22 protein-coding genes are annotated in these 21,775 nt (G+C 60.4%); 9 read left to right on the top strand and 13 right to left on the bottom strand.

The window, feature by feature from the left end; translation table 11 throughout:
- Nucleotides 1-162: 162 nt before the first annotated feature.
- Nucleotides 163-930, top strand: a complete 768-nt coding sequence (locus tag ASC96_RS14630; protein WP_060503771.1) for a transglutaminase family protein — start codon at nt 163-165, stop codon at nt 928-930.
- Nucleotides 931-1,104: 174 nt separating this feature from the next.
- Here ASC96_RS14630 and ASC96_RS31700 read toward each other — a convergent pair whose 3' ends face one another.
- The 6 genes from ASC96_RS31700 to betI form a co-directional block, all read right to left on the bottom strand.
- Nucleotides 1,105-2,961 carry a methyl-accepting chemotaxis protein gene (locus ASC96_RS31700; RefSeq protein WP_082512071.1) on the bottom strand — a complete coding sequence of 619 codons (1,857 nt, stop codon included), beginning with the start codon at nt 2,959-2,961 and terminating at the stop codon, nt 1,105-1,107.
- Nucleotides 2,962-3,310: 349 nt separating this feature from the next.
- Entirely contained in the window at nt 3,311-4,966 is a 1,656-nt protein-coding gene (gene betA / locus ASC96_RS14620; RefSeq protein ID WP_060503770.1) for a choline dehydrogenase, read from the bottom strand.
- 104 nt (nt 4,967-5,070) lie between these two features.
- Nucleotides 5,071-5,436 (bottom strand): hypothetical protein, encoded by a 366-nt coding sequence (locus tag ASC96_RS33520; RefSeq protein WP_156393794.1) that lies wholly within the window; start codon nt 5,434-5,436, stop codon nt 5,071-5,073.
- Between the two features lie 15 nt (nt 5,437-5,451).
- Nucleotides 5,452-6,915: a betaine-aldehyde dehydrogenase gene (gene betB / locus ASC96_RS14610; RefSeq protein WP_060503768.1), complete on the bottom strand. Its 1,464-nt coding sequence runs from the start codon at nt 6,913-6,915 to the stop codon at nt 5,452-5,454.
- Between the two features lies 1 nt (nt 6,916).
- Nucleotides 6,917-8,440: a choline-sulfatase gene (gene betC, locus ASC96_RS14605; protein ID WP_060503767.1), complete on the bottom strand. Its 1,524-nt coding sequence runs from the start codon at nt 8,438-8,440 to the stop codon at nt 6,917-6,919.
- Nucleotides 8,437-9,039 carry a transcriptional regulator BetI gene (betI, locus tag ASC96_RS14600; protein ID WP_060503833.1) on the bottom strand — a complete coding sequence of 201 codons (603 nt, stop codon included), beginning with the start codon at nt 9,037-9,039 and terminating at the stop codon, nt 8,437-8,439. The genes betC and betI overlap by 4 nt, the downstream gene beginning before the upstream one ends.
- 154 nt (nt 9,040-9,193) lie before the next feature.
- Here betI and ASC96_RS14595 point away from each other — a divergent pair, with 154 nt between their 5' ends.
- The 3 genes from ASC96_RS14595 to ASC96_RS14585 all read left to right on the top strand — a co-directional run bounded on the left by ASC96_RS14595 (nt 9,194) and on the right by ASC96_RS14585 (nt 12,228).
- Nucleotides 9,194-9,631, top strand: a complete 438-nt coding sequence (locus ASC96_RS14595; RefSeq protein ID WP_060503832.1) for an EamA family transporter — start codon at nt 9,194-9,196, stop codon at nt 9,629-9,631.
- Between the two features lie 92 nt (nt 9,632-9,723).
- On the top strand, nt 9,724-10,272 hold the full coding sequence (locus tag ASC96_RS14590) for an HdeD family acid-resistance protein (protein WP_060503766.1): 549 nt from the start codon (nt 9,724-9,726) through the stop codon (nt 10,270-10,272).
- A 153-nt stretch (nt 10,273-10,425) separates the two neighbouring features.
- Complete coding sequence (locus ASC96_RS14585; RefSeq protein WP_060503765.1) at nt 10,426-12,228, top strand: EAL domain-containing protein; 1,803 nt, start codon at nt 10,426-10,428, stop codon at nt 12,226-12,228.
- Nucleotides 12,229-12,354: 126 nt separating this feature from the next.
- On the opposite strand, the gene ASC96_RS14580 is transcribed toward ASC96_RS14585, so the two are convergent.
- Nucleotides 12,355-12,615 (bottom strand): DUF1344 domain-containing protein, encoded by a 261-nt coding sequence (locus ASC96_RS14580; protein WP_060508694.1) that lies wholly within the window; start codon nt 12,613-12,615, stop codon nt 12,355-12,357.
- Nucleotides 12,616-12,969: 354 nt separating this feature from the next.
- On the opposite strand from ASC96_RS14580, the gene ASC96_RS14575 reads away from it, so the two are divergent.
- The gene (locus tag ASC96_RS14575) at nt 12,970-13,968 is read left to right on the top strand and encodes an NAD(P)H-quinone oxidoreductase (protein ID WP_060503763.1); all 999 of its coding nucleotides are present in this window, start codon (nt 12,970-12,972) and stop codon (nt 13,966-13,968) included.
- Between the two features lie 264 nt (nt 13,969-14,232).
- Here ASC96_RS14575 and ASC96_RS14570 read toward each other — a convergent pair whose 3' ends face one another.
- Nucleotides 14,233-14,970 (bottom strand): DUF3750 domain-containing protein, encoded by a 738-nt coding sequence (locus ASC96_RS14570; RefSeq protein WP_060503762.1) that lies wholly within the window; start codon nt 14,968-14,970, stop codon nt 14,233-14,235.
- 75 nt (nt 14,971-15,045) lie between these two features.
- Here ASC96_RS14570 and ASC96_RS14565 point away from each other — a divergent pair, with 75 nt between their 5' ends.
- Nucleotides 15,046-16,050 carry an asparaginase gene (locus ASC96_RS14565; protein ID WP_060503761.1) on the top strand — a complete coding sequence of 335 codons (1,005 nt, stop codon included), beginning with the start codon at nt 15,046-15,048 and terminating at the stop codon, nt 16,048-16,050.
- Nucleotides 16,051-16,053: 3 nt separating this feature from the next.
- Here the strand turns inward: ASC96_RS14565 and ASC96_RS14560 are convergent, their stop codons facing one another.
- Complete coding sequence (locus tag ASC96_RS14560) at nt 16,054-16,806, bottom strand: DeoR/GlpR family DNA-binding transcription regulator (RefSeq protein WP_060503760.1); 753 nt, start codon at nt 16,804-16,806, stop codon at nt 16,054-16,056.
- Nucleotides 16,807-16,907: 101 nt separating this feature from the next.
- Here ASC96_RS14560 and ASC96_RS14555 point away from each other — a divergent pair, with 101 nt between their 5' ends.
- Together ASC96_RS14555 and ASC96_RS14550 are read left to right on the top strand one after the other, a co-directional pair.
- A complete protein-coding gene (locus ASC96_RS14555; protein ID WP_060503831.1) occupies nt 16,908-17,279 on the top strand; it encodes a hypothetical protein in 372 nt (123 codons plus the stop codon).
- 94 nt (nt 17,280-17,373) lie between these two features.
- Nucleotides 17,374-17,994: a glutathione S-transferase family protein gene (locus tag ASC96_RS14550; RefSeq protein ID WP_060503759.1), complete on the top strand. Its 621-nt coding sequence runs from the start codon at nt 17,374-17,376 to the stop codon at nt 17,992-17,994.
- Here the strand turns inward: ASC96_RS14550 and ASC96_RS14545 are convergent.
- Both ASC96_RS14545 and ASC96_RS14540 read right to left on the bottom strand, forming a co-directional pair.
- Nucleotides 17,974-18,360 (bottom strand): MmcQ/YjbR family DNA-binding protein, encoded by a 387-nt coding sequence (locus tag ASC96_RS14545; protein ID WP_060503758.1) that lies wholly within the window; start codon nt 18,358-18,360, stop codon nt 17,974-17,976. The two genes, ASC96_RS14550 and ASC96_RS14545, sit on opposite strands and share 21 nt — an antisense overlap.
- A gap of 67 nt (nt 18,361-18,427) precedes the next feature.
- Complete coding sequence (locus ASC96_RS14540) at nt 18,428-18,625, bottom strand: hypothetical protein (protein ID WP_060503830.1); 198 nt, start codon at nt 18,623-18,625, stop codon at nt 18,428-18,430.
- A 92-nt stretch (nt 18,626-18,717) separates the two neighbouring features.
- Here ASC96_RS14540 and ASC96_RS14535 point away from each other — a divergent pair, with 92 nt between their 5' ends.
- Nucleotides 18,718-19,620 (top strand): LysR substrate-binding domain-containing protein, encoded by a 903-nt coding sequence (locus ASC96_RS14535; RefSeq protein WP_060503757.1) that lies wholly within the window; start codon nt 18,718-18,720, stop codon nt 19,618-19,620.
- Between the two features lie 3 nt (nt 19,621-19,623).
- Here ASC96_RS14535 and ASC96_RS14530 read toward each other — a convergent pair whose 3' ends face one another.
- Entirely contained in the window at nt 19,624-20,289 is a 666-nt protein-coding gene (locus tag ASC96_RS14530; protein ID WP_060503756.1) for a glutathione S-transferase family protein, read from the bottom strand.
- A 104-nt stretch (nt 20,290-20,393) separates the two neighbouring features.
- Nucleotides 20,394-21,752 (bottom strand): TIGR03808 family TAT-translocated repetitive protein, encoded by a 1,359-nt coding sequence (locus tag ASC96_RS14525; protein WP_060503755.1) that lies wholly within the window; start codon nt 21,750-21,752, stop codon nt 20,394-20,396.
- Between the last annotated feature and the right edge of the window lie 23 nt (nt 21,753-21,775).

Below are 21,775 nucleotides of genomic sequence, written 5' to 3'. Positions count from 1 at the left end.
GGTCCTGTTTCCCGTTATTGTCAGTCGCTGACGAAGACTGTCATCGGCATCTGGACGATACCGGCACAACAGCCGATGGCGGAAAAGACTGCGGTATAGCTGTTGACCCTCTAGCCGCTAGAGGAATTACAAGGCGTTTCCATAGAGAGGGGGAAACGGAAAATGAGCGACACATACCTGACGCAGACACCGCTACTGGATTTTGGCGCAGGCGTGATTCCCGCCTTGATCGTCACGAAAGGCTGGCAACGGCTTGATGCGTTCGAGCGGATCGGTGCCGCCTACACCTTCGTGCGCGATCAGATCGCATTCGGATACAATCGCGACGATAATATCCCGGCATCGGCCGTCCTTGGCGATGGATATGGCCAGTGCAACACCAAGGCAACGCTGCTGATGGCTCTGCTGAGGGCGCTCGGAATACCGTGCCGCCTTCACGGTTTCACGATCCACAAGGCATTGCAGCGCGGCGTGGTGCCGGAACTGGTCTACGGTCTTGTTCCCGATAACGTCCTTCACAGCTGGGTCGAAATCTATCATGACGGCCGCTGGATCAATCTCGAAGGCTTCATTCTCGACCGGCCGTTCCTGTCCGCTCTTCAGGAGAAATTTGGCGGGGCGGGCAATGATCTCTGCGGTTTTGGCGCCGGGACCGATTGCTTGAATGCGCCACCGGTCGATTGGACCGGCCAGGATACTTACATTCAGAAAACCGGCATCAATGCCGACCTTGGGCTATTCGATAGCCCGGACGATTTCTATGCGCTGCACCGGCAGGGGGTGGGGTGGTTTCGCCGGTTTCTCTATCGGAATGCCGTGCGCCACTGGATGAATGCACGCGTGCGCCGGGTCAGGCTTGGTCAAATTCCTGACACTGCGGCTGTGAACGCGCATGCGCATGGCGAGCAGCTGAACCGTCTGCCGGGCTGATCGAATGGACGGCTGAATCTGTTTCCAAGGATATGCGCCTAAGACGTTCGCCGGATTCAACAATTGCACGATGGGGCGGCGGGATTGCCGGACATGTTGTTAAGGGGCGTGAAGCGGAAAGGAAGCCGGACGATAAGCCCGGCTCCCTTTAGTCGTCCATCACCGGGCAAGCGGTCAGGATGCTACACCAAACTGGCGTAAGCCATTGGTATAACTGCGATCTGGCATCGACGCTTTCATCTCGCGGCCGGCTTGGTTTCCTCTGCCCGTTTTGAAGCGGGTCAACAGTTGCGTCAGTGCGCCAGCCTCACTGGCAAGGCTGTGGCTGGCGGCTGTCGATTCTTCAACCATGGCGGCATTCTGCTGCGTGCCCTGGTCGATCGTGTTGACGGCGGTGTTGATCTGCTTGATGCCGGAGGATTGTTCGCGCGCACTTTCAACGATCGCCGTTACATGGATGCTGATCTCCTGGACTTCGGCGATGATGCCTTCCAGCGCCGTTCCGGTCTCGCGCACCAGCGAGACGCCGGAGCGGACCTGGTTGCTGGAGGCGGCGATCAGGGTCTTGATCTCCCGGGCCGCCTGGGCGGAGCGCTGGGCAAGCTCGCGCACCTCCTGGGCGACGACGGCAAAGCCCTTTCCGGCTTCACCCGCCCGCGCGGCCTCGACGCCGGCATTCAAGGCAAGAAGGTTAGTCTGGAAGGCGATGTCATCAATGACGCCGATAATGTTGGAGATTTCCCGCGACGAGGCTTCGATGCCGCTCATCGCATCAATGGCATTGCCGACGATCTCGCCGGACCGTTCCGCAGCGTTGCGGGTGCGGCCCACCAGTGAGCCTGCTTCCTCCGCCCGCTTGCTGGCATCCGACACGGTGACCGAGATCTGGTCGAGCGCTGCCGCTGTCTCCTCGACGGAAGCTGCTTGCTGTTCGGTGCGCTTGGACAGATCGGCAGCAGCCGAGCGGATTTCCGTTGCCCCGGCGCTGATGCCGCGGGCGGTCTCGCCGACCGATCGCAGCGCATCCTCGAGATTGCCGACCGAACTGTTGAAGTTGCTGCGCAGCGCATCGAGATGGGCGGCAAGGGCCGTATCGATCCGGTAGGTGAGGTCGCCTTCCGCCAGCTTGTCGAGGCCGAAGGCAAGCGCGGAGACGGCCGATTGCACCTCTGCCGCTTCGGCCGCCTTCTGGGCTTCGCGCTCCTGCCGGTCACGCTCGGACAGCGACCGGTTGCTCTCGGCTTCTTCTTCAAGGCGCTGGCGATCAAGGGCATTGTCGCGGAAGACCGCGATGGCGCCAGCCATCTGGCCAATCTCGTCACGGCGGCCTTCGCCGAAGATCGCCACGCCAAGATTGCCGCCTGCCAGCTGGCGCATGGCTTCGCGCAACCGCGTCAACGGTTTGAAGACCCCGGCAATAACGAACCAGACGGTCGCCGCCAGCACCGCCATCGCGAAGGCGGCAATGGCCGCTTTCGACAGGACGAGACTGTCCTTCTCCGCCTTGGCAGCCAGCAGTTCGCGGTTGGCCTCTGTTAGCTGCAGTTCGATCAGTTCGCCGATCCGCAGGCTAAGCGGGTCGATAACGGTGTAGAGTTCCTTGTCGATGAAATGTTCGAACGCCGGGCCGTCGCGCCGCTGCATGATATCAAGCAGGTTCTGTATTGCAGCGGCACTGGCGGCGCGTGCGGTATCGAACGCATCGGCCAGCAATTTTTCCGCTTCCGTCAGCTTGGTTGCCTCATAGGCAAACCATTTCACCTCGATGGTCAAAAGGGCATCCGTAACGGCCTTGGCGCCGGTATTCCAGTCGAGTGCGCCGCTGCGCACCTTGTGGGCGGTATCGACGATATTGACGGCATACATGTCGGCAACGGTCTTCAGCTGCGCCACCGGTACCAGCCGGTCGGCGACGATCGATTCGGTGCGCTTGGAAATGGAGTTCATCGCGCTGAAAGCCGTCGCGATCAAGACGACCATGGAAAGAGCGACCAGAAACAGGCAGGTGAGCAGGCGTGATTTGATTGTCATGAATCTACTTCTCGGTTGCCGGCAAGGCACGCGTCCGCATGCGATGACGGCGCAAGAAAGCGACGGCATTCGTCAACGACTGGCCTTGGCAAGGTGGGTATGACGATCGGGCGCGACACCGGAAACAGAGGGCGATGTCCCATCATGGGCCGCCGCCAAGTGTCCGCTCTGTCAACAAAATTAACAATCGAAGATTAAAAATGCTTAAATTATAAGTTGTACTTTAGGATTATGCACGTTTCGTAGCCAGAAAGCCCCGATTTGTGCAATCTCGTCCGGCGCAGGAAAGCCGCGCCGGAGGTTTGAAGGCCAAGCCGTTTTGCCGCGGGGTGCAGCTTGCTGCCAGGGTTTACCGGTCGCTGACCGCCCAGCGTGGATTGATCCACGGCTCCTGGTTCGAGCGGGGCAGGGGCTGCTTGCCGAGAATGTGGTCGGCAGCCTTTTCGCCGGTCATGATCGAGGGGCCGTTGAGATTGCCGTAGGTGACATGCGGGAAGATCGATGAATCCGCAACGCGCAATCCGTCGACGCCGATCACGCGGGTTTCGGGATCGACCACCGCCGTCGGATCGCGGGCATCGCCCATCCGGCAGGTGCCGCAGGGGTGATAGGCGCTTTCCAGATGTTCTCGCAGGAAGGCGTCGATCTGGTCGTCGGTCTGGACGTTCTCGCCGGGCTGGATCTCTGGGCCGCGATACTGATCGAATGCCTGCTGGCCAAAGATCTCGCGGGTGAGGCGGACGCAGTGGCGGAATTTCTCCCAGTCTTCCGGATGGCTCATATAGTTGAACTGGATGACCGGATCGGCTTTCACGTCCGGCGAGCGCAGCGTCACCGCGCCACGTGATTTCGAGTGATTGTAGCCGACATGCACCTGGAAGCCGTGGCTCTTTGCCGCCGCCTTGCCATCATAGGAAATCGCCACCGGCAGGAAGTGATATTGAATATCCGGCTGCTTGACGCCCGGCGCCGATCGCAGGAATGCGCAGGCCTCGAACTGGTTGGAGGTGCCAAGCCCGGATTTGGTGAACATCCACTGCGCGCCGGCAACCCCCTGCCAGAACCAGGGCAGCCAGGAATAGAGCGACACCGGCTTGGTCGAGACCTGCTGGAAATAGAATTCCATATGGTCCTGTAGATTGGCGCCGACGCCCGGCCGGTCGGCCTTCACCTCGATGCCCATCTCCTTCAGATGCGCGCCCGGACCGATGCCCGACAGCATCAAAAGCTTCGGCGAGTTGAACGACGAGGCCGAGACGATCACCTCGCGGTTGGCCTTCACCACCTCGATCTTGCCGCCGCGCTCGATCTCGACGCCAACAGCCCGGCCATTCTCGATGACGATTTTTCGCGCATAGCAGCGGATCAGGTCGACATTCGGGCGCTTCAGCGCAGGCTTCAGGTAGGCGGATGCCGCCGACCAGCGCTTGCCGTTGTGCACCGTTTGCTCCATCAGGCCGAAACCTTCCTGCTTGGAGCCGTTATAGTCGTCGGTCAGCTCGAAGCCTGCCTGTTTTCCGGCCTCGACAAAGGCATGGAACAGCGGGTTCTTGTTTGGCCCGCGCCGCACATGCAGCGGCCCGTCGGTGCCGCGCCAGCCCTCTTCGCCGCCATGCGAATGTTCCATCCGCTTGAAGTAGGGCAGCACATCGGCATAACCCCATCCCTTGGCGCCGTCGTCTTCCCAGCGGGTATAATCCTCAGCCGAGCCGCGCACATAGACCATGCCGTTGATCGACGACGACCCGCCGATCACCTTGCCGCGCGGCGCGGTGATCCGCCGGTTGTTGAGGTTCGGCTCGGGCTCGGAGAGATAACCCCAGTTGTAACGGCTCATGCTCATCGGCCATGCCAGCGCCGCCGGCATCTGGATAAACGGCCCGAAATCGCTGCCGCCGAATTCCAGCACCAGCACTGTATTCTTGCCGTCCTCCGACAGGCGGTAGGCGAGTGCGGAGCCTGCGGAGCCCGAGCCGATGATGACGAAGTCTGCTGCGTTCTGCATGGGGCGATCCGACAGTTATAGTTGGGTTTATTAACCGGAATGGTTGTATCGTCTTGAGCAACGCCACAATAAGTGACACATCGTTGGTGAGGGATATTAGAGGTTTACGAAACGTGGCTTCCGAGACTTTTAGTCGTAGAATGTTCAAGCGTCTTGAGCGCGCGAGGAATAGTCGCCAGCAGGCGGAAAACAGTCGGGAAGAGAAGTTTGCCAGTACCGTCAATGTCTACCGCGATATGCGGGACAACGAAAACGGGAAAATTCTCGAGCCTTTCAAACGACAAAACAGGAAGAAGCTCTTTTTTGGGGCTGCTCTCTTTTCTGCGATATTCCTGCACTTCCAAACAGGCTGGTCTCTGACACTCTGGTGTGCCGTATGCGTCCCCATCGGCATCTTCCTTGCGCGCTACAATGAACGCCTGCGCAGGGCGGCGAATAAACGCCCGATACCTCGACACTACGACTGACACGAAACACCTCTTAAATTAATACGGCGACTGCACCGGTCCCATCGCCACATAGACGCTCTTCAGTTCCGTGTAGTGATTGAGCGCCGCCAGCGAGTTCTCCCGCCCGAAGCCGGATTGCTTCGATCCGCCGAACGGCACTTCCACCGGGGCGAGATTGTAGGTGTTGATCCACAGCGTGCCTGCCTCCAGCCGGTCCACCACACGGTGCGCACGAGTAAGGTCCGCCGTGAAGACACCGGCCGAAAGCCCGAACTCGGTGCCATTGGCTCGGGCGATCACGTCGTCCTCGTGGTCGAAATCAAGTACGCACATGACCGGCCCGAAGATTTCTTCGCGGGCGATGGTCATGGTGTCGGTGACATCGGCAAACACGGTCGGCTGGATGTAGGTGCCCTCGGCAGACACTGAATTGGGAATGCCGCCGCCGGTCAGAAGCGTCGCCCCCTCAGCCTTGCCTTTTTCGATATAGGCAAACACCTTGTCGAGTTGGGCGCGCGAGACCATCGGCCCAAGTTGGGTTTCCTCGGCCATTGGGTCGCCGATGATGATCTTTTCGGTGCGCTCCTTGAGACGGGCAAGGAACTTGTCCTTGATGCCCTTCTGCACGAAGACGCGGGTGCCGTTCGAACAGACCTGGCCAGTCGAATAGAAATTGCCGAGCATGGCGCCGCCGATGGCGCTTTCCAGATCGGCGTCGTCAAAGACGATCAGCGGCGACTTGCCGCCAAGCTCCATCGTCACGTGCTTCAGGCTCGAGGCTGCAGCCCCCGCCACCTTGCGGCCGGTCTCGACCGAGCCGGTCAGCGAAACCTTGGCGACGTCCTTGTGATTGACCAGCAGCGGCCCGGTCGTGCGGTCGCCCTGGATGACGTTGTAAAGCCCCTTCGGCAGGCCGGCCTCAAACAGGATCTCGGCGATCTTCAGCGCGCCGAGCGGGGTGTTCTCGGACGGCTTAAAGACCATGGCATTGCCGGCAATCAGCGCCGGAGCGCCCTTCCAGCAGGCGATCTGCTGCGGATAGTTCCAGGCGCCGATGCCGACGCAGACGCCGAGCGGCACGCGCTTGGTAAAGGCAAAATCGCCACCGAGCGGAATATAGTCGCCGTTCAGCGCGGCTGCGGCAACCCCGCCGAAGAATTCGAACGCATCGGCACCCGAGGTCGGATCGGCGACGATGGTTTCCTGAATCGGCTTGCCGGTATCGAGCGTTTCAAGCTCCGACAGTTCGCGGTTGCGTGTCCGCATGATATCGGCGGCGCGCTTGAGGATACGGCCGCGGGCCGTCGGGCTCATCGCCGCCCATTCGCCCTGCGCGCGCTTGGCGCTGGCGATCGCCTTGTCGACGATGGCCGGGGTGGCGGCATGCAGCCGGGCGATGACTTCGCCGGTCGCCGGGTAAATGCTGTCGAAGGCAGCGCCGTTGATATCCTCGACATATTCGCCGTCGATGAAATGGGAGGCTGGCGGTTGGGCTTTCATGTCATTCCCCTCGCGGAAAGCGTTTGGATTCTTCGAGATTGTCGAGATTCATGTGGTTGCGCATGTAGCGCTCGGATGCCTTTTGCAGCGGCTGATGATCCCACGGATAATAGGCGCCGTTCCTGAGCGCCTCGTAGACCACCCAGCGGCGCGCCTGGCTTTCGCGCACGGCGGAATCAAAGGCGTCCATGTCCCAACGGCTGTCGCGCATCGCCTGGAAAGCGCGCAGCGTCGGCGCATGGGCGGCAACCGTTGCAAGATTATTGAGTTCCAGAGGGTCGGCGTCGAGATCGTAGAGCTGGTCCGGATCGAGCGCGCAGTGAACGTACTTCCACTTGCCTTCGCGGATGCCGACCAGCGGCGCATAGGAGCCTTCTGCGGCATATTCCATCAGCACCGGCGCGATGCGCTCAGTGCCGTTGATCACCGGTACCAGGCTTTCGCCGTCGGTCCAGGGCATGATCTCGTCCATCGAGATCCCGGCGAGATCGCAGAGCGTCGGGGTGAGGTCGAGATTGGAGGTCGGTGCCAGATGCAGGCCGGCGGGGATGCCTGGGCCGGCCACCATCAGCGGCACGCGGGCCGAGCCCTCGAAGAAGTTCATCTTGAACCAGAGGCCGCGCTCGCCAAGCATGTCGCCATGATCCGAGCAGAACAGGATCAGCGTGTCGTCCAGCATGCGGGTGCGGGTCAGCGTATCGACGAGTTCGCCGACTTTTTCGTCGAGATAGGAAATATTGGCGAAATAGGCCTGCCGCGATCGGCGGACGTTCTCCTCGGTGACGGAGAAATTCTGGTAGTCGCAGGCATGGATCAGCCGCTGCGAATGCGGGTCCTGCTCCGCAAGCGGGATATCGCCGACTTCCGGCAGAAGCTGATCGCAATCGTTGTAGAGATCCCAGAACTTGCGGCGTGCGACATAGGGGTCGTGCGGATGGGTGAACGAGACGGTGAGCGCCCAAGGACGGCGGGCCTCATCGCCGTGTTCGCGGCTGAGGTGATAGAGCTTCTGGTTGGCCAGAAACGCCACCTCGTCGTCATATTCCATCTGGTTGGTGATTTCAGCCACGCCGGCACCGGTGACGGAGCCGAGATTGTGATACCACCAGTCGATCCGCTCACCCGGCTTGCGGTAATCCGGTGTCCAGCCGAAATCGGCCGGATAGATATCCGTCGTCAGCCGCTCCTCGAAACCATGCAACTGGTCCGGGCCGACGAAGTGCATTTTGCCCGACAGGGCCGTGTAATAACCGGCGCGGCGCAGGTGGTGGGCATAGGTCGGGATCGACGAGACATATTCGGCGGCATTGTCATAGACCTGCGTCCGGCTCGGCAATTGTCCGGCCATCAGCGAGGCGCGGGCAGGGGCGCAGAGCGGCGAGGAGGTGTAATTGTTGCGGAAGCGCGCCGAACGCTTGGCCAGCGCCTTCATATGCGGCGCGTGCAGAAACTCTGCCGGGCCATCCGGAAAGAACTTTCCGTTCAGCTGGTCGACCATGATGATGAGGATGTTCGGCCGGGTCATGCGGCATGTTCCTGTGGCTGGCGGGCATGGAGATTGAGCGTGATGTAGTCGTCGGTCAGCGCGATCGAGGCGCCCGCCGTCACCGGCGAGGAGCCGAGCGCCCGGCGAATATAAAGCCCGTCGATCATTGCTGCGGTGCCCTCTGCGATACGCTGCGCATCATCTGCGACACAGAGCTGCTTCAGGTTGGCGACGAGATTGGAATGCAGCCGGCGTGCATAGATCACCAGGAAGCGGCGCGTCTCCTCCGAGCGCTGCGCCTCGGAGTAGAAGGCCAGCCAGGCCGCGATGGTTTCCGGCGCGAATTGATCCGCCTGGAAGCTGACCCGCACGAGCGCCGACAGTTTTTCGCGGGGCGTTGCAGCGGCCATGAGGGCCTTCACCGTATCGTCACGCAACTGTTTCAGAAGGGAACGTACGGTCTCGACCAGCAACTGTTCCTTGCTGCCGAAATAATGATGCGCCAGCGCCGCCGAAACCCCGGCCTGCCGCGCGATGTCGGACATGGTGACCGACAGCGTGCCCTGATCGCCGATCACATGCAGCGCCGCGTCCACAAGCGCTTTGCGGCGCACCGGTTCCATTCCGACTTTTGGCATCATTCCTCCCCTGTTGTCGGCAGTGTATTTTTGATTGATCCATCAATCAATAAAAAACGAAGGCTGTGGCCAAAGGATTTTCTTGCCATCGAAACGAGCCTCGGCTTCAACTGGCAGTGGCTGCTGAACGCGGCAGAGCAAGAGGACCATGCCTATGAAATATCTGTTTTCCTCCTGGCAGGCATGGGCACTTCTGTCCGCTGCGTTTGCGGCACTCACGGCCATCTTCGCCAAGATCGGCATCGAGAACGTCAATTCGGATTTTGCGACCTTCGTCCGTACGATCGTCATCCTGCTTGCGATCGGCCTGATGCTGTTCCTGACGGGCAACTGGCAGGCGCCGGCGTCGGTGTCGGGCAAGAGCTGGCTGTTTCTCGTGCTTTCGGGGCTGGCGACCGGCGCGTCCTGGCTGTGCTACTTCCGGGCGCTGAAAATGGGAAATGCGGCCCAGGTTGCGCCGGTCGATAAGCTGAGCGTCGTGCTGGTCGCCCTTTTCGCCGTGTTTTTTCTCGGCGAGCGGCTTTCTCCAGCCCATTGGCTTGGTGTCTGCATGGTCGGTGGCGGTGCGGTGCTGCTGGCGCTGAAAATCTAGAGCAGGTTCGCAACCGGGATCTCACATGTTAAAATGTTGTTATTCTATCTTGGATTACATAATGTTCACATTGTTGAATTGAGGGTTGTATCATGGTTCAGAATTCCGGCATTGCTCTCAGGCCGCCGCTCGGCGAAAAATGGGGCTGGTTTGTTGCGCTTGGCGTGGCGCTGATCATGGTTGGCGGTATCGCCTTCGGCAATGTCATGGCAGCGACTGCGGCCTCGGTCTATTTTGTCGGCATGCTCATGTTGATCGGTGGCATACTGCATCTGGCGCAGGCCTTCCGGGTCAAGAAATGGGAAAGTGTGTTCTACTGGATCCTCAGTGGTGCCTGCTACACCATCGCCGGCGTCTTTGCCTTTCTCAATCCAATGCTTGCCTCTGCCGCCTTGACATTGATGATGGCCGTTGCCCTGATCGTTGCCGGTGTTCTTCGGATATGGACGGCGTTCAAGCTGCGGCCGCTGGCAGGCTGGGGATGGATCGCTCTTGGCGGTCTTGTCACGTTGCTCGCGGGCCTGATCATCGCCGCCGGCTGGCCGGTCAATAGCCTCTGGATCCTCGGCTTGTTCCTGGCGATCGATCTGGTCATGCAGGGCCTCGCCCTGATCGCCTTCGGCGTGCTTGCCAAAGGGTAGCGACTGGTTTTCTGTTGGCAGGAAGGCGGTTGTGAGATGCTGCTAACTCCCGGCAGTCATTGAACTTTCATGAAACTGTCATGTTGGGGAAACGGAAAATTCAGGCTTCCGGGACGATCCTCCGCGCGATCTGATATCGCCTCCGGAGTCCCCATGTCCGCTGCCCCCGCCGAAATGCTGTCCCTGCGCCGTTTCGGTGACGACCAGATCGTCACGCTGGCCAAGCTTGCGATCGAAAATGCCTTCCAGCCGATCGCCGAGATCGCCACCGGGGCCGTGTTCGGCTACGAAACGCTGATGCGCGGTTTCGAGCGGCTGGGTTTCAAGTCGCCGATCGAGCTGCTCGACAAGGCAGAAGAGGCGGGGCAGCTTCTGGCGCTGGAGCACATGGTCAATACCCGCGCCTTTGCCGGCTTTGCCAGCCTGCCGGATTTTTCTGCACGAACCTTGTTCGTCAATTTCGATAGCCGGTTGATCGGCCACGAAGGCGATCTTGTCGAGCGGCTCGGCAAGCACCTGAAGCGATCGAACATTCCGCCATCGTCGATCTGCTTCGAACTGTCGGAGCGGTTCGACAGCGGCAAGATGCCGGATTATTCCGGCTTGGTGAAACGCCTGCGGCTGGCGGGTTTCAAACTGGCGATCGATGATTTCGGCGTTGGCTTCAACGGCCTGAAACTGCTCTGCGATCAGCCGGTCGACTATCTGAAGATCGACCGGCATTTCATTTCGGGCATCGAATCCAGTCCCCGCAAGCGCCACATGGTCCGCCACACGGTCAACACTGCCCATGTGCTCGGCACACGGGTGATCGCCGAAGGCGTGGAGACCGAGGCCGAGTTCGCCACCTGCCGCGATCTGGGTTGCGATCTCGTCCAGGGCTATTTCGTTGCCCGCCCAACCGTACATTTTGCCGATCTGCAGCCGGCCTATCCGCATCTGGAACAGACCGCCGGCACCCGGCGTCAGTCGAGCTCGCTCGATAGCATCCTCATCCGCAAGCAGGTGGAGCAGGTGCCGGCTTTGCGCGAAAACGACGATCTGGATTCTGTGTTCGAGCTGTTCCGCCGCTCGCCACAGCGCAGCTTCTTTCCGGTGCTGAATGCCAATGGCGAGCCGCGCGGTGTGCTGCATGAATATCACGTCAAGGAGATGATCTATCACCCCTTCGGACGCGATCTGCTGAAGAACCATCTCTATCAGCGTCATATCTCGCATTTCGTCAGCCCGGCGCCGATCGCCGATCTCGAGACGCCGGCCGATGAGATGCTGAAGATCTTTGCCGGCATGGATGGCAGCGATTGCGTGATCCTGACCGAGAACATGCGCTATGCCGGCATCCTGTCGGCGGCGTCGCTGTTGAAGATCATCAGCGAAAAGCAGCTGAAGACAGCGCAGGAACAAAACCCCTTGACCGGCCTGCCGGGAAATCGCGCCATTCGCGATTATGTCCAGGGCGCCGTGCTTGACGCCGACGAGGCGCGCTATTTCTGTTACTGCGATTTCGACAGCTTCAAACCGTTCAACGATCACTACGGCTTCCAGAAGGGCGATCTGGCGATCTCGCTGTTTGCCGCCCTGATGCGCCGCCACTTCATTGGCGAGGAAAAATTTCTCGGCCATGTCGGCGGCGACGATTTCTTCATCGGCGTCAGCGGCTGGACGCGCGAGGAGGTTGCGACCGTTCTCTCTCGTGTTCTTGCGGAATTCCGCAGCGACGTGCGCCAACTCTATTCGGCAGAGCACCAGCAGGCGGGTTACATGACCGGCCATGGACGCAGCGGCGAGCCCACCATCTTTCCGTTGATGCGCTGCTCGGTCGCCGTGCTGATCCTGCCGGAAGGCTTTGTCTTTTCCGACGCCCAGGCCGTCAGCGCCCGTATTGCCGAAATCAAGAGCCGGGCCAAGGAAAGCGATGACGGCCTGGTTTTCGATCTGTTCGGCGAGGCGGCCTGATCCTCTTTCCTTCATCATCTGAAAACGAAAAAACGGGCTGAAACCCATCATGGGTTCCAGCCCGCTTCTGCATGATCCCGAAGCGTCTAGCCGCGATCGGGTACGCTCATGCGGACGGTGTAGGCGTCACTTCATGACAGGCGTCACTGATGTTGCCTGATGCTTCTTGCCCATCGTCTCATAGGCGATTGTCACCTTTTCACCGACCTTGAGCCCCGGATTCTTGAATGACGCAGGTAGCATGTATTGGGTGCCGTTCTTCAAGGTCACGGTCATCGCCTTCATGTCATAGGCGCGGATGGTGCCGGTCGTGGTGCTTGCCGCAAAGGCGGTAGAAGACAGGGAGATGGCGGAAAGGATCGTCAACGAGGTCAGAAGGGCACGCATGGTGTCGTCCTTATTTGGTCCCTGCATCGGGACCGGTCATCGCAAACCGTCAGAAGTCCGTCGCGTCGCGGTGGGGACCGCCGGTGGCTCCCGGTTCGGCTGCGAGGCTAAGCCGGGTTTTGGGTGGTTTCAAATTAAAGAAACTTAATGTTTGCAGGGGAGTGGCAGGCTTAATTTTGCCACGATGCAGCGCAGCGTTTGACGCTCAATGCCCCTCAAGTCGGAGCGATGTGGATAGCGGATGCCAAGACAGCGGCTTTGCCGTAGAAAATGCGTTTGTCAGCAGTTTGAATTGCTTTGCCGTTTTTAACCGGCGCGCTAGATAACCGGTCAGCATCTATCAAGGAGAACACCGTGACCCTGCCGAGCGAAATGACCTATGTCGACCTTCCGTCCCCCGGTGGACCGGAAAAGATGGTTCTGGCCCGCGGTCCATTGCCGGATCTGAAGCCCGGCGACATCCTGATCCGTGTCGAGGCGGCAGGGGTCAATCGGCCGGATGTGCTGCAGCGGCTCGGAAATTATCCGCCGCCGCCGGGCGCAAGCCCGATCCTTGGGCTGGAAGTGGCCGGTGAAGTCGTGGCCATGGGCGAGGGCGCCGAAGGGTTCATCGTCGGTGATAAGGTCTGTGGCCTTGCCAATGGCGGCGGTTATGCCGAATTCTGCGCCCTTCCGGCAACGCAGGCGATGCCCTGGCCGAAAGGCTACGATGCGGCGCGCGCGGCGGCCCTGCCGGAAACCTTCTTCACCGTCTGGGCCAACGTCTTCCAGATGGCCGATCTGGTCGAAGGCGAAAAGATTCTCATTCACGGCGGCTCGAGTGGCATCGGCACCACCGCCATCCAGCTTGCCCGCGCCTTCGGCGCCGAAGTCTTCGTGACGGCCGGCAGCAAGGACAAATGCGATGCCTGCGTTTCGCTGGGTGCCAAGCGGGCGATCAATTACCGCGAGCAGGATTTCAAGGCGGTCATTCTTGAGGAAACCGGCGGCATGGGCGTCGATGTCATTCTCGACATGGTCGGTGGTCCCTATTTTGATCGTAACATCGGCTCACTCGCCAAGGATGGCCGCCTGTCGATCATCGCTTTTCTTGGAGGTGCCACCGTCGAAAAAGCCAACATCGCCGCCATTCTTGGCAAGCGCCTGCACATCATGGGCTCGGCCATGCGTCCACGCACGGCCTCCGAGAAGGAATCGATCCGCGACGATCTTGAAGACAATGTCTGGCCGCTTCTGGAAGACGGCGACATTGCGCCGGTGATGCACGCGATCGTGCCGTTCACCAAGGTCGCGGAAGCACATCGTTTGATGGAGGCCGGCGATCATATCGGCAAGATCGTCATGACCTTCTAAAGTCTTATCCGGACTGCTCTTGCAATCGGCAAGAATCGGACTACCTTTAACTTATCTTCAATTGAACGAAAGGAAGGTGATCCAGTGTCTAATGAGATTTTAAACCTCGTAAAGGGCATGGGAGTTGTAGTGATCGGAACGAGGCAGCCCTCGATCTGAACCCGCCTTCCTGCGGGTCGTGTCTCTGAGAAGATACGGTCCGGGCCTTTTACCTGGCCAAAACTCATGGAGGGCCGCTGTGAAGCGGCCCTTTTTGTTTGTCTTCTAAACCCCGAACCGCCCCAGTGCCGGTATCTTCACGGCCGGGCGCATTACATCAATCCCCGCCACCAATCCCATGAAATGGACCTCAAGCCCGCTCCGAACGCCGGCTGAAACGCCGAGCAGTCCGTACAGCGTCGCATGCATGTCCATTCCGTCGGCATCGATCGAAAATAGCTTGCCCTCCGGCAGGTAGTCGCGGCCGACTGCATCCGGCGGTAGAACCGCGCCGAGTTCAGGCACAGAGCGCAGCACATGGGCGACGAACGTGTTGGAGTTCGGTCCCGGCCAGATCCGGTAGGCGCCTGATGTCGCATAGGGGTAGGACTGGATTGCCTGCTCGACCTTCGAAATCAGGCGGGTGGCCTCGTCGCCTCTGACGCTGGTCACCAGGTTCGGCGTGTTGGAGTACCAACGCGCATCGGCCGGATAGCCGTTGCGGCGGATCGGCGAGCCCCAGCCGACCTTGTCGTAACGATTATAGGCCGTATCGTCGCGTCCCTTGGTGACGATCCAGGAATGGCTGGCAACTGCCCCCTTCATGCCGCCTGTCGTGGCGGAAAAGATATAGATCGCCGCATCCGGATCGTCCTGCGGTTTCGGCAGGATATGGGCGGAGGTCCAGTCCGCCTCGCGCCAGTTTTCCGGCCTTTCCTTGACATACCACCAGCCTGCGGAGGCGAGCGCCGGCAGCAGATAGACGAACAGGATGGCAAGAAACAGCTTGCGGAAAAATTTCATGGGTCCGTCCGGGTTTTGCGTTGCTCTGTCTTGGTCTAAAGACAGGGCAGATGTTGGATTTTTGAGGGCACAACCATGTCGAACCCGGTTCTTGTTGAAGTCACGCGTGGTAATCTGGTCGAAAGCCGCCATCGCGGCATGGTCATCGTCGTCGATGGGGATGGCAAGACCGTGTTTTCGCTCGGCGATACCGACGTTGGCGTCTTCCCGCGCTCGGCCTGCAAGGCCATGCAGGCGCTGCCGCTGATGGAAACGGGGGCAGCCGATGCCTACGGTTTCGACAAGCGGGCCTTGGCGCTCTCCTGCTCCTCGCACAATGGCGAGCCGGAACACGTGGCGCTCGCCGCAGAAATGCTGTCGGCAGCGGGCAGGGACGTCTCGACGCTCGAATGCGGCGCCCACTGGTCGTTCAATCAGGACACCATCATCAGCCAGGCGCGGGCGCTGGAACATCCTTCGGCGCTGCACAACAATTGCTCCGGCAAACATGCCGGCTTCATCTGTGCCTGCTGCCATAGCGGCGAGGAGCCCACCGGCTACGTCACCTATGATCATCCCCTGCAGCGCGAAATCCGCGGTGTCATGGAAAGCCTGACGGGCGCGGTCCTTGCCCATGACAATTGCGGCACCGATGGCTGCTCGATCCCGACCTACGCCGTGCCTTTGAAGGGCCTTGCCCATGGCTTTGCCAAAATGGCAACGGGCACTGGCCTTGAACCGCTGCGCGCCAAAGCCTCAAAGCGCCTGATCGAAGCCTGCATGGCTGAGCCCTTCTATGTCGCGGGCAGCAAGCGCGCCTGCACAAGACTGATGCAGACGGCACCCGGTCGCATCTTCGCCAAGACCGGTGCCGAAGGCGTGTTCTGCGCCGCCATCCCGGAAAAGGGCATCGCGATCGCGCTGAAATGCGAGGATGGCACCACCCGCGCCGCCGAAGCGATGGTCGCCGCCACGCTCGCGCGCTTCTTCAACGATGAACCGGAATTGCACCAAAGCCTGATGGCGCAGGCCAACCATTCGATGAAAAACTGGAACGGCATCCATGTCGGCGATGTCAGGGTCACCGGCGCTTTTGCCTGAACCTCACGCCTCAATGATCCGCATCGCCGTCTGCCGGTAGGGCGCGCTGGTCTCGGGTGCCATGCCGGCGGGTATGATGAGGGCCGACATGTCCTCGATGCCGGTGATGTGGTGCGGTGAGACGGTGCCGAGTTTTTCCTCCGTCAGCAATGCCACCGTTTCTGCCGAGCGTGCCGCAATGGCGCGTTTGACGGCGGCTTCCTCGTAATCGCCGGTCGAAAGGCCGCGCGCCGGATGGATGGCCGTCGCGCCGAGGAAGAAGATGTCGGGGCGCATCATGCCGATTGCCGCAAGGGCCGTCGCGCCCGTCGAGACCATCGAGTGCTTGTAGAGCCGGCCGCCGATCAGGATCACCTCGGCCCGGTTCTTTTCCAAAAGCGCTGCGATTGCCGGGCTGTGCGTCGCGATTGTCAGCGGCATTTCACGCGGCAGGGCGCGCACCAGTTCGGCATTGGTCGTGCCGCCATCGATGAAGACCAGTTGCCCCGCCCGCACCAGTTCCGCTGCCTTGCGCCCCAGCCGTTTCTTGATGTCGGGAGACATCGTCTGGCGGGTTTCGATATCCGGCAGCGGCGGCGTCACCGGTAAAGCGCCACCATGCACCCGCTTCAACAGACCGGCCGCCGCCATGTCACGCAAGTCGCGCCGGATCGTGTCTTCCGACAGCTCGAGTTCTTGCGCCAGTTCGCCGGCTACGATCTGCCCGTCGCTGGCCAGCCGTGCCGAGATCAGTGCCCGCCGTTGGGACGTCAGCATTTTTGTCTCCAAATCATATCTTGACTATGCACGATATTGCATGATTTATCGTGAAATATCCAGAATAATATGGAAATATCGTGCAATTTATGGAGATGATCATGCTGATCTTGATTGCGGGTCCCTACCGGTCCGGCACCGGCGACGATCCGGAAAAGATGGCGGCAAACCTCAGGCGTCTGGAAGCGCCGTCGCATGCGCTGTTTCAGGCGGGCCACGTGCCGATGATCGGTGAATGGGTGGCGTTGCCGATCTGGCATGCGGCGGGCGGACGTGAAGTTGGCGACGAACTCTACGAGGAGATATTCCATCCCGTCGCCGGACGGCTTCTGCAGCTGTGCGAGGCTGTCCTGCGCCTGCCGGGCGAAAGCAAGGGTGCCGACAATGACGTGCGGATTGCCCGCGAGCGCGGCATTCCGGTCTATTTCCGGCTCGAGGATGTTCCGGGCTGTGCCGTGACCATACGGGCATGATCACTGGCAAATGACTGGCGAACATTCGGCGTGGTTGGTATGTTTCCCGCTGGAGCATACCGGCCTGCCGCCGGTGGATGAATGGAGAGCCTGCATGTTGAAGCTGTATTTTTCGCCCGGAAGCTGCTCGCAGGCATCGCATATTGCCCTGGAAGAAGCCGGCGCGGTTTATGAGGCCGAAAGGATCGATTTCGGCAAGCAGCAGCAGCGCGCACCCGAATTCCTGCGCCTCAATCCGAAGGGCCGCGTTCCGGCCCTTGTGACGGATCGCGGTGTCATTACTGAATCTCCCGCCATCCTTGCCTATATAGGCCAAAGCTTTGCAGGTACGCCGATCGGTGTCCCGCAGGATCCATTCGAGTTTGCGCGCATTCAGTCCTTCAATGCCTATCTGTGCTCGACTGTGCATGTCGCGCACGCTCACAAGCGCCGTGGCAGCCGCTGGGCCGATGATCCGGCGGTCATAGAGGCTATGACGTTGAAGGTGGCCAGCAATATGAGTGAGTGCTTCGATCTGATCGAAACCACCATGTTTTCCGGGCCTTGGGTGATGGGGGAAACCTTTTCGATCGCTGACCCATACCTGTTTACCTTTACGAGCTGGCTGGAAGGCGACGGTGTCGATCCCAGGCGCTTCCCGAAAGTCTACGAACACAGCCTGCGCATGGCTGAACGTCCTGCCGTGAAAAAGGTTCTATCCGTCACTGGCGGTTAGGCCAAGGCGCCGCAGGCGCAGTAAAACTGGCGGCAAGGGCTTCGGCGCCTTCTGCCGCCAGGCGCTGATCAGTCGCTGCGTCAAATCCCGGTCGCCGATGACGTCAAGCCGGACCAGCATGGCCGGCCAGCCCTTGTAGTGATCGGTTTCGAAGTAGAATTCCGGCGCCAACTCCATCAGCATGGCCTTTTCCTCAGTCGCGCACATGACGACCAGGATGCCTGCTTCCTTGATGCGCACGAACATCTTGCCCCGCACCAGAAGTGCTGGCGTTCCATAGGAGGTCCCCGGCGCAATCTCTGGCAGGCCCGCCGCCGTGGCGAGCCGCGTTACGCGTTCGAAATCCGTGTCCTGATTGCCGGTCATGATCCTGCCCGCCGGGACAGATCACTGTCTGCTGAAACCGCACACGGTTCAAGCCTCCAGATGTGGCTCAGGCCCGGCATGCCTCGCAGGGCAGCTTCGGTGATAACCGCACGGGATTGCCCGGAAAGGGCAGGTCGCCCAGTTCACGCGTATCCATCCGGGCAATGTCCGGATGACGCAGCAGGTCGCGACCCCAGCTTGCCTGTGCGTCATCGTCTGCCGGTGCCGGAAGCAGGTGCTCAAGTATCGAGAAAATCTTCAACATGGCATCACCATCCTTGTTCAATGGTGCAATGATCCTCCTTGTTCTCAGCAATTTCAATTGAGATTGTGCCGCAGTGGTTATAGGAAAACTATATGAAGGACCTCAACAGCATTCACCTGAATGGATTGCGGGCGGTTGAGGCGACCGGCCGCCTCGGCTCGCTGCAGGCGGCCGCGGACGAACTTGGCGTCACCATCGGTGCCGTTAGCCAGCAGATCATCAAGACCGAGAAACAGCTTGGCCGCATCCTTTTCGAGCGCAGCCCGCGCGGCCTGGTAGCCACCCCGTTTGGGGAAAGTTTTCTGCCCAGCCTGACCAGCGGCTTCGAAGTGCTGGATCAGGCCGTCGCCTCGGCAAGGCGGCGGGACGAGACGATCCTGACGATCTCGGTCGCTCCGGTTTTCGCCGCTCGGTGGCTGGTCCACCGTCTGGACCGGTTTACCGAAAAGCACCCGGATATCCGGCTGCGCATCGATGCGACGACAGCGCTGGTCAATCTGGAAAGCGCCGGCGTTGATATCGGCATCCGCGTCGGCGCCGGCGATTGGCCGGGCGTCAAGGCTGAGCTTCTGTTGGCACAGGAGGTCTTTCCCGTCTGCTCTCCCGCCATTGCAGAAAAACTGAAGGAGCCGGCGGATATTCTGAAAATTCCGGCCATCATCGATGGTCATTCCACCCTCAGTTGGGAGATGTGGCTGCGCGAGGTGGGGCTCTCGGGAGAGCAGATGGTGACGCGGCATGTCTTCAACGATGCGTCTCTCTGCCTTGATGCGGCGATTGCCGGGCAGGGGGTAATGCTTGCCTGGCAGACGCTGGCCGCCTATTCCCTGATCGAAAAGCGGCTGGTCATGCCTTTTCCCCTGCGGGCGGCAACAGGGTTCGCGCATTATTTTGTCACGCCGCCCTCGCGCCGCGAAACCAAGACGGTTTTGGCCTTCAAGCAATGGGTACGTGACGAAATTGCCGGAAGCATGCGGCGTCTGGGTTTCGAATAGGTGTCAGGCGGCCTGCGTTTCTCTGCGCCGTCCGGCCATCATTGCCTCGAATGCCGGCCGTGCATGGCAGCGGGTAAGCCAGGCCCTGACGGCGGGGTATCTATCGAACAGGTAGGTCTCGCTCATCGCATAACGCAGCACTTCTGCCAGATTGAGATCGGCGACGGTGAAACGGTTGCCGACGACATAGTTCGCTGTCAGCAGGTGCTGTTCGAGCCGTGCAAGTGGACGCTCCAGCCCCTTCACGCAGGATTCGATCAGTGCCTTGCCGGCCGGGGTGTTTTCCTGATTGTTGTCGTAGGTCAGCACGATCTTCACCGTATGCGGTTCGACCTCGGTTGCCGCCCACAGGGTCCAGGCGGTCATTTCGCCCTCTTCGCGCACGGTTGCTCCGGCCAGCGGGCCGCCGTGCTTGCGGGCGAGATAGAGATTGTTGGCAAGCGATTCAGCCAGGACCAGTCCCTCATCCTCGATCGCCGGGATCAGCCCCATCGGGTTGACGGCGAGGAAGGAGGGCGACTTCGTATTCATCTGCGCGTCTGCGGCCAGCGGATCGGCCAGCCTGCGTGCCTGGATCACCGGCACGGACTGAAAGGGAATGCCGAGTTCCTCCGCCATCCAGTAGTTGCGCGAGGCCCGCGAGCAGTAAACGCCGTAGATTGTCAGCATGTCTGTCCCTCCGTTTGATTTTCGTAGCAAACTATTCCAAGCGGATCGGGGCTTGAAGCGCAGAGCGGTGATATCTGACATGAAATCTTTTGATGTGAGCGGTTTTAGGCCATGCGGTTACCGGTGAGGGTCAGGTGCGCGAAGGCCTCGCTTCCCCCCACCAGAAGATCACCGGTGGATTTCTCGTTCCAGCGGTAGCCGAACACCGCGCCGTCCTTGACGTCCAGGAACAGGTTGTTGGCGATGAGCGCGGTGCCGGCCCCTTCGACCACCGTAACCGCGCAGCCGCCACCGGCGTCGCGCACCAGATTGCCGGTCGCGACGATGCCGCGCATATAGGGCCCCCAACCGAGCATCAGGCCCCATTTCGGTGCGTTTTCGATGACGTTACCCGAAATCACCGTGTCCGCCTCCGCCGCAATGCCGAAACCGAAACCGGCACCATCGTGAATGTAGGGCCCATCGGGATGCAGGTTGCGGATGATATTGTCGCTGACAGTCGCAAGCCTGCCACCCTCGTCGAAATTGACGATCAGGATGCCGTTGGCGGCGCCATCGACCAGATTGCCGGAGACGATGGCGCCCTGAAAACCGAACTCGGAATAGATCGCTGTCTCACCGGAACGCAGGCACTTGTTGTTGGAAATCTGCACATTGGTGGCGGCGTTGGCGCGTATGGCGGAGAAGGCACAGTCAGAGATGTGATTGTCCATGATCATCACATTGCCGGCGCGAAAAACACTGATCCCATTGCCATTTTCGCCGGTGCCGCCATCCTTTGCACCAATCTTGAACACGCGGTTGCCGCTGACGATCGTGTTGTCTTCGCCCAGCTCCCAGCGATGCACGAGAATGCCGCCATTGCCGCAGTCCGATACCGTGTTGGCGGTGATCGCCAGCCGTTCGCTTTCCACCGCGTAGAGGCCGGAAAAGGCCGCCTGTGAAATGCTGTTGCCGGTGATGCGGCCACCGCAGCGCTCGGCGTTGATGCCGTGTCTGGCGGAGCCGGTGATCGTGCAGTTCTCGATTTTGAGATCGGTGACGCCGCGCAAATTGAGAAGCCCCTGCACGTCGTCCCCAAGGGATTTACCGCCACCGTCGAAAGCAAGGTCCGACAGGGTAATCCTCGTGAGAGCTTCACCGGAGATGAAGCTGCCGCCGCCGGCATGGATCAGCCGGGTCTGGCCCGGGACACCGCTGAGCCACAGGTTGTCGGGCAGGGAGACCCCCGACAGATGGTAATCACCAGCGGGCAAAAAAACCGGCAATCCCTTTTCGGCAGCCTCTTTGAAGAGCCGGTCGAGCGCCTTGCTTTGATCTCCGGTTTTGCCCGGCCTGACCCCATATCCGGAAATATCGATGGTGCCTCGCAGGCCAGTCTGAGCCGGCTTGAGGGCGGCGGCGATGGCCTCCAGGCAGGCCAGGGAGGCGATCGAAGACAGGAGCAGGCGTCTGGTGAGCATGGCGAATCCTTTCCACGCTCCAT

The sequence above is a fragment of the Rhizobium sp. Root1204 genome, assembly GCF_001424965.1.
In the GTDB taxonomy this organism is placed as follows: Bacteria; Pseudomonadota; Alphaproteobacteria; order Rhizobiales; family Rhizobiaceae; genus Pararhizobium.
The sequence above is the reverse complement of the archived record's forward strand: the minus strand, read 5'-3'. Positions and strand labels throughout refer to the sequence as shown.

Excerpts from the sequence above, each read along its gene's own strand:
- ASC96_RS14540 (WP_060503830.1), bottom strand. The coding sequence starts at position 18,625 with ATGTTGAAGATTTTCTCGATACTTGAGCACCTGCTTCCGGCACCGGCA.
- betI (WP_060503833.1), bottom strand. The coding sequence starts at position 9,039 with ATGCCAAAAGTCGGAATGGAACCGGTGCGCCGCAAAGCGCTTGTGGAC.
- betB (WP_060503768.1), bottom strand. The coding sequence starts at position 6,915 with ATGAAAGCCCAACCGCCAGCCTCCCATTTCATCGACGGCGAATATGTC.
- ASC96_RS14630 (WP_060503771.1), top strand. The coding sequence starts at position 163 with ATGAGCGACACATACCTGACGCAGACACCGCTACTGGATTTTGGCGCA.
- ASC96_RS14590 (WP_060503766.1), top strand. The coding sequence starts at position 9,724 with ATGGTTCAGAATTCCGGCATTGCTCTCAGGCCGCCGCTCGGCGAAAAA.
- ASC96_RS14585 (WP_060503765.1), top strand. The coding sequence starts at position 10,426 with ATGTCCGCTGCCCCCGCCGAAATGCTGTCCCTGCGCCGTTTCGGTGAC.
- ASC96_RS14580 (WP_060508694.1), bottom strand. The coding sequence starts at position 12,615 with ATGCGTGCCCTTCTGACCTCGTTGACGATCCTTTCCGCCATCTCCCTG.
- ASC96_RS14555 (WP_060503831.1), top strand. The coding sequence starts at position 16,908 with ATGCTGATCTTGATTGCGGGTCCCTACCGGTCCGGCACCGGCGACGAT.
- ASC96_RS14535 (WP_060503757.1), top strand. The coding sequence starts at position 18,718 with ATGAAGGACCTCAACAGCATTCACCTGAATGGATTGCGGGCGGTTGAG.
- ASC96_RS14565 (WP_060503761.1), top strand. The coding sequence starts at position 15,046 with ATGTCGAACCCGGTTCTTGTTGAAGTCACGCGTGGTAATCTGGTCGAA.
- ASC96_RS14560 (WP_060503760.1), bottom strand. The coding sequence starts at position 16,806 with ATGCTGACGTCCCAACGGCGGGCACTGATCTCGGCACGGCTGGCCAGC.
- ASC96_RS31700 (WP_082512071.1), bottom strand. The coding sequence starts at position 2,961 with ATGACAATCAAATCACGCCTGCTCACCTGCCTGTTTCTGGTCGCTCTT.
- ASC96_RS14595 (WP_060503832.1), top strand. The coding sequence starts at position 9,194 with ATGAAATATCTGTTTTCCTCCTGGCAGGCATGGGCACTTCTGTCCGCT.
- ASC96_RS14525 (WP_060503755.1), bottom strand. The coding sequence starts at position 21,752 with ATGCTCACCAGACGCCTGCTCCTGTCTTCGATCGCCTCCCTGGCCTGC.
- ASC96_RS14550 (WP_060503759.1), top strand. The coding sequence starts at position 17,374 with ATGTTGAAGCTGTATTTTTCGCCCGGAAGCTGCTCGCAGGCATCGCAT.
- ASC96_RS14530 (WP_060503756.1), bottom strand. The coding sequence starts at position 20,289 with ATGCTGACAATCTACGGCGTTTACTGCTCGCGGGCCTCGCGCAACTAC.
- betC (WP_060503767.1), bottom strand. The coding sequence starts at position 8,440 with ATGACCCGGCCGAACATCCTCATCATCATGGTCGACCAGCTGAACGGA.
- ASC96_RS14570 (WP_060503762.1), bottom strand. The coding sequence starts at position 14,970 with ATGAAATTTTTCCGCAAGCTGTTTCTTGCCATCCTGTTCGTCTATCTG.
- ASC96_RS14545 (WP_060503758.1), bottom strand. The coding sequence starts at position 18,360 with ATGACCGGCAATCAGGACACGGATTTCGAACGCGTAACGCGGCTCGCC.
- betA (WP_060503770.1), bottom strand. The coding sequence starts at position 4,966 with ATGCAGAACGCAGCAGACTTCGTCATCATCGGCTCGGGCTCCGCAGGC.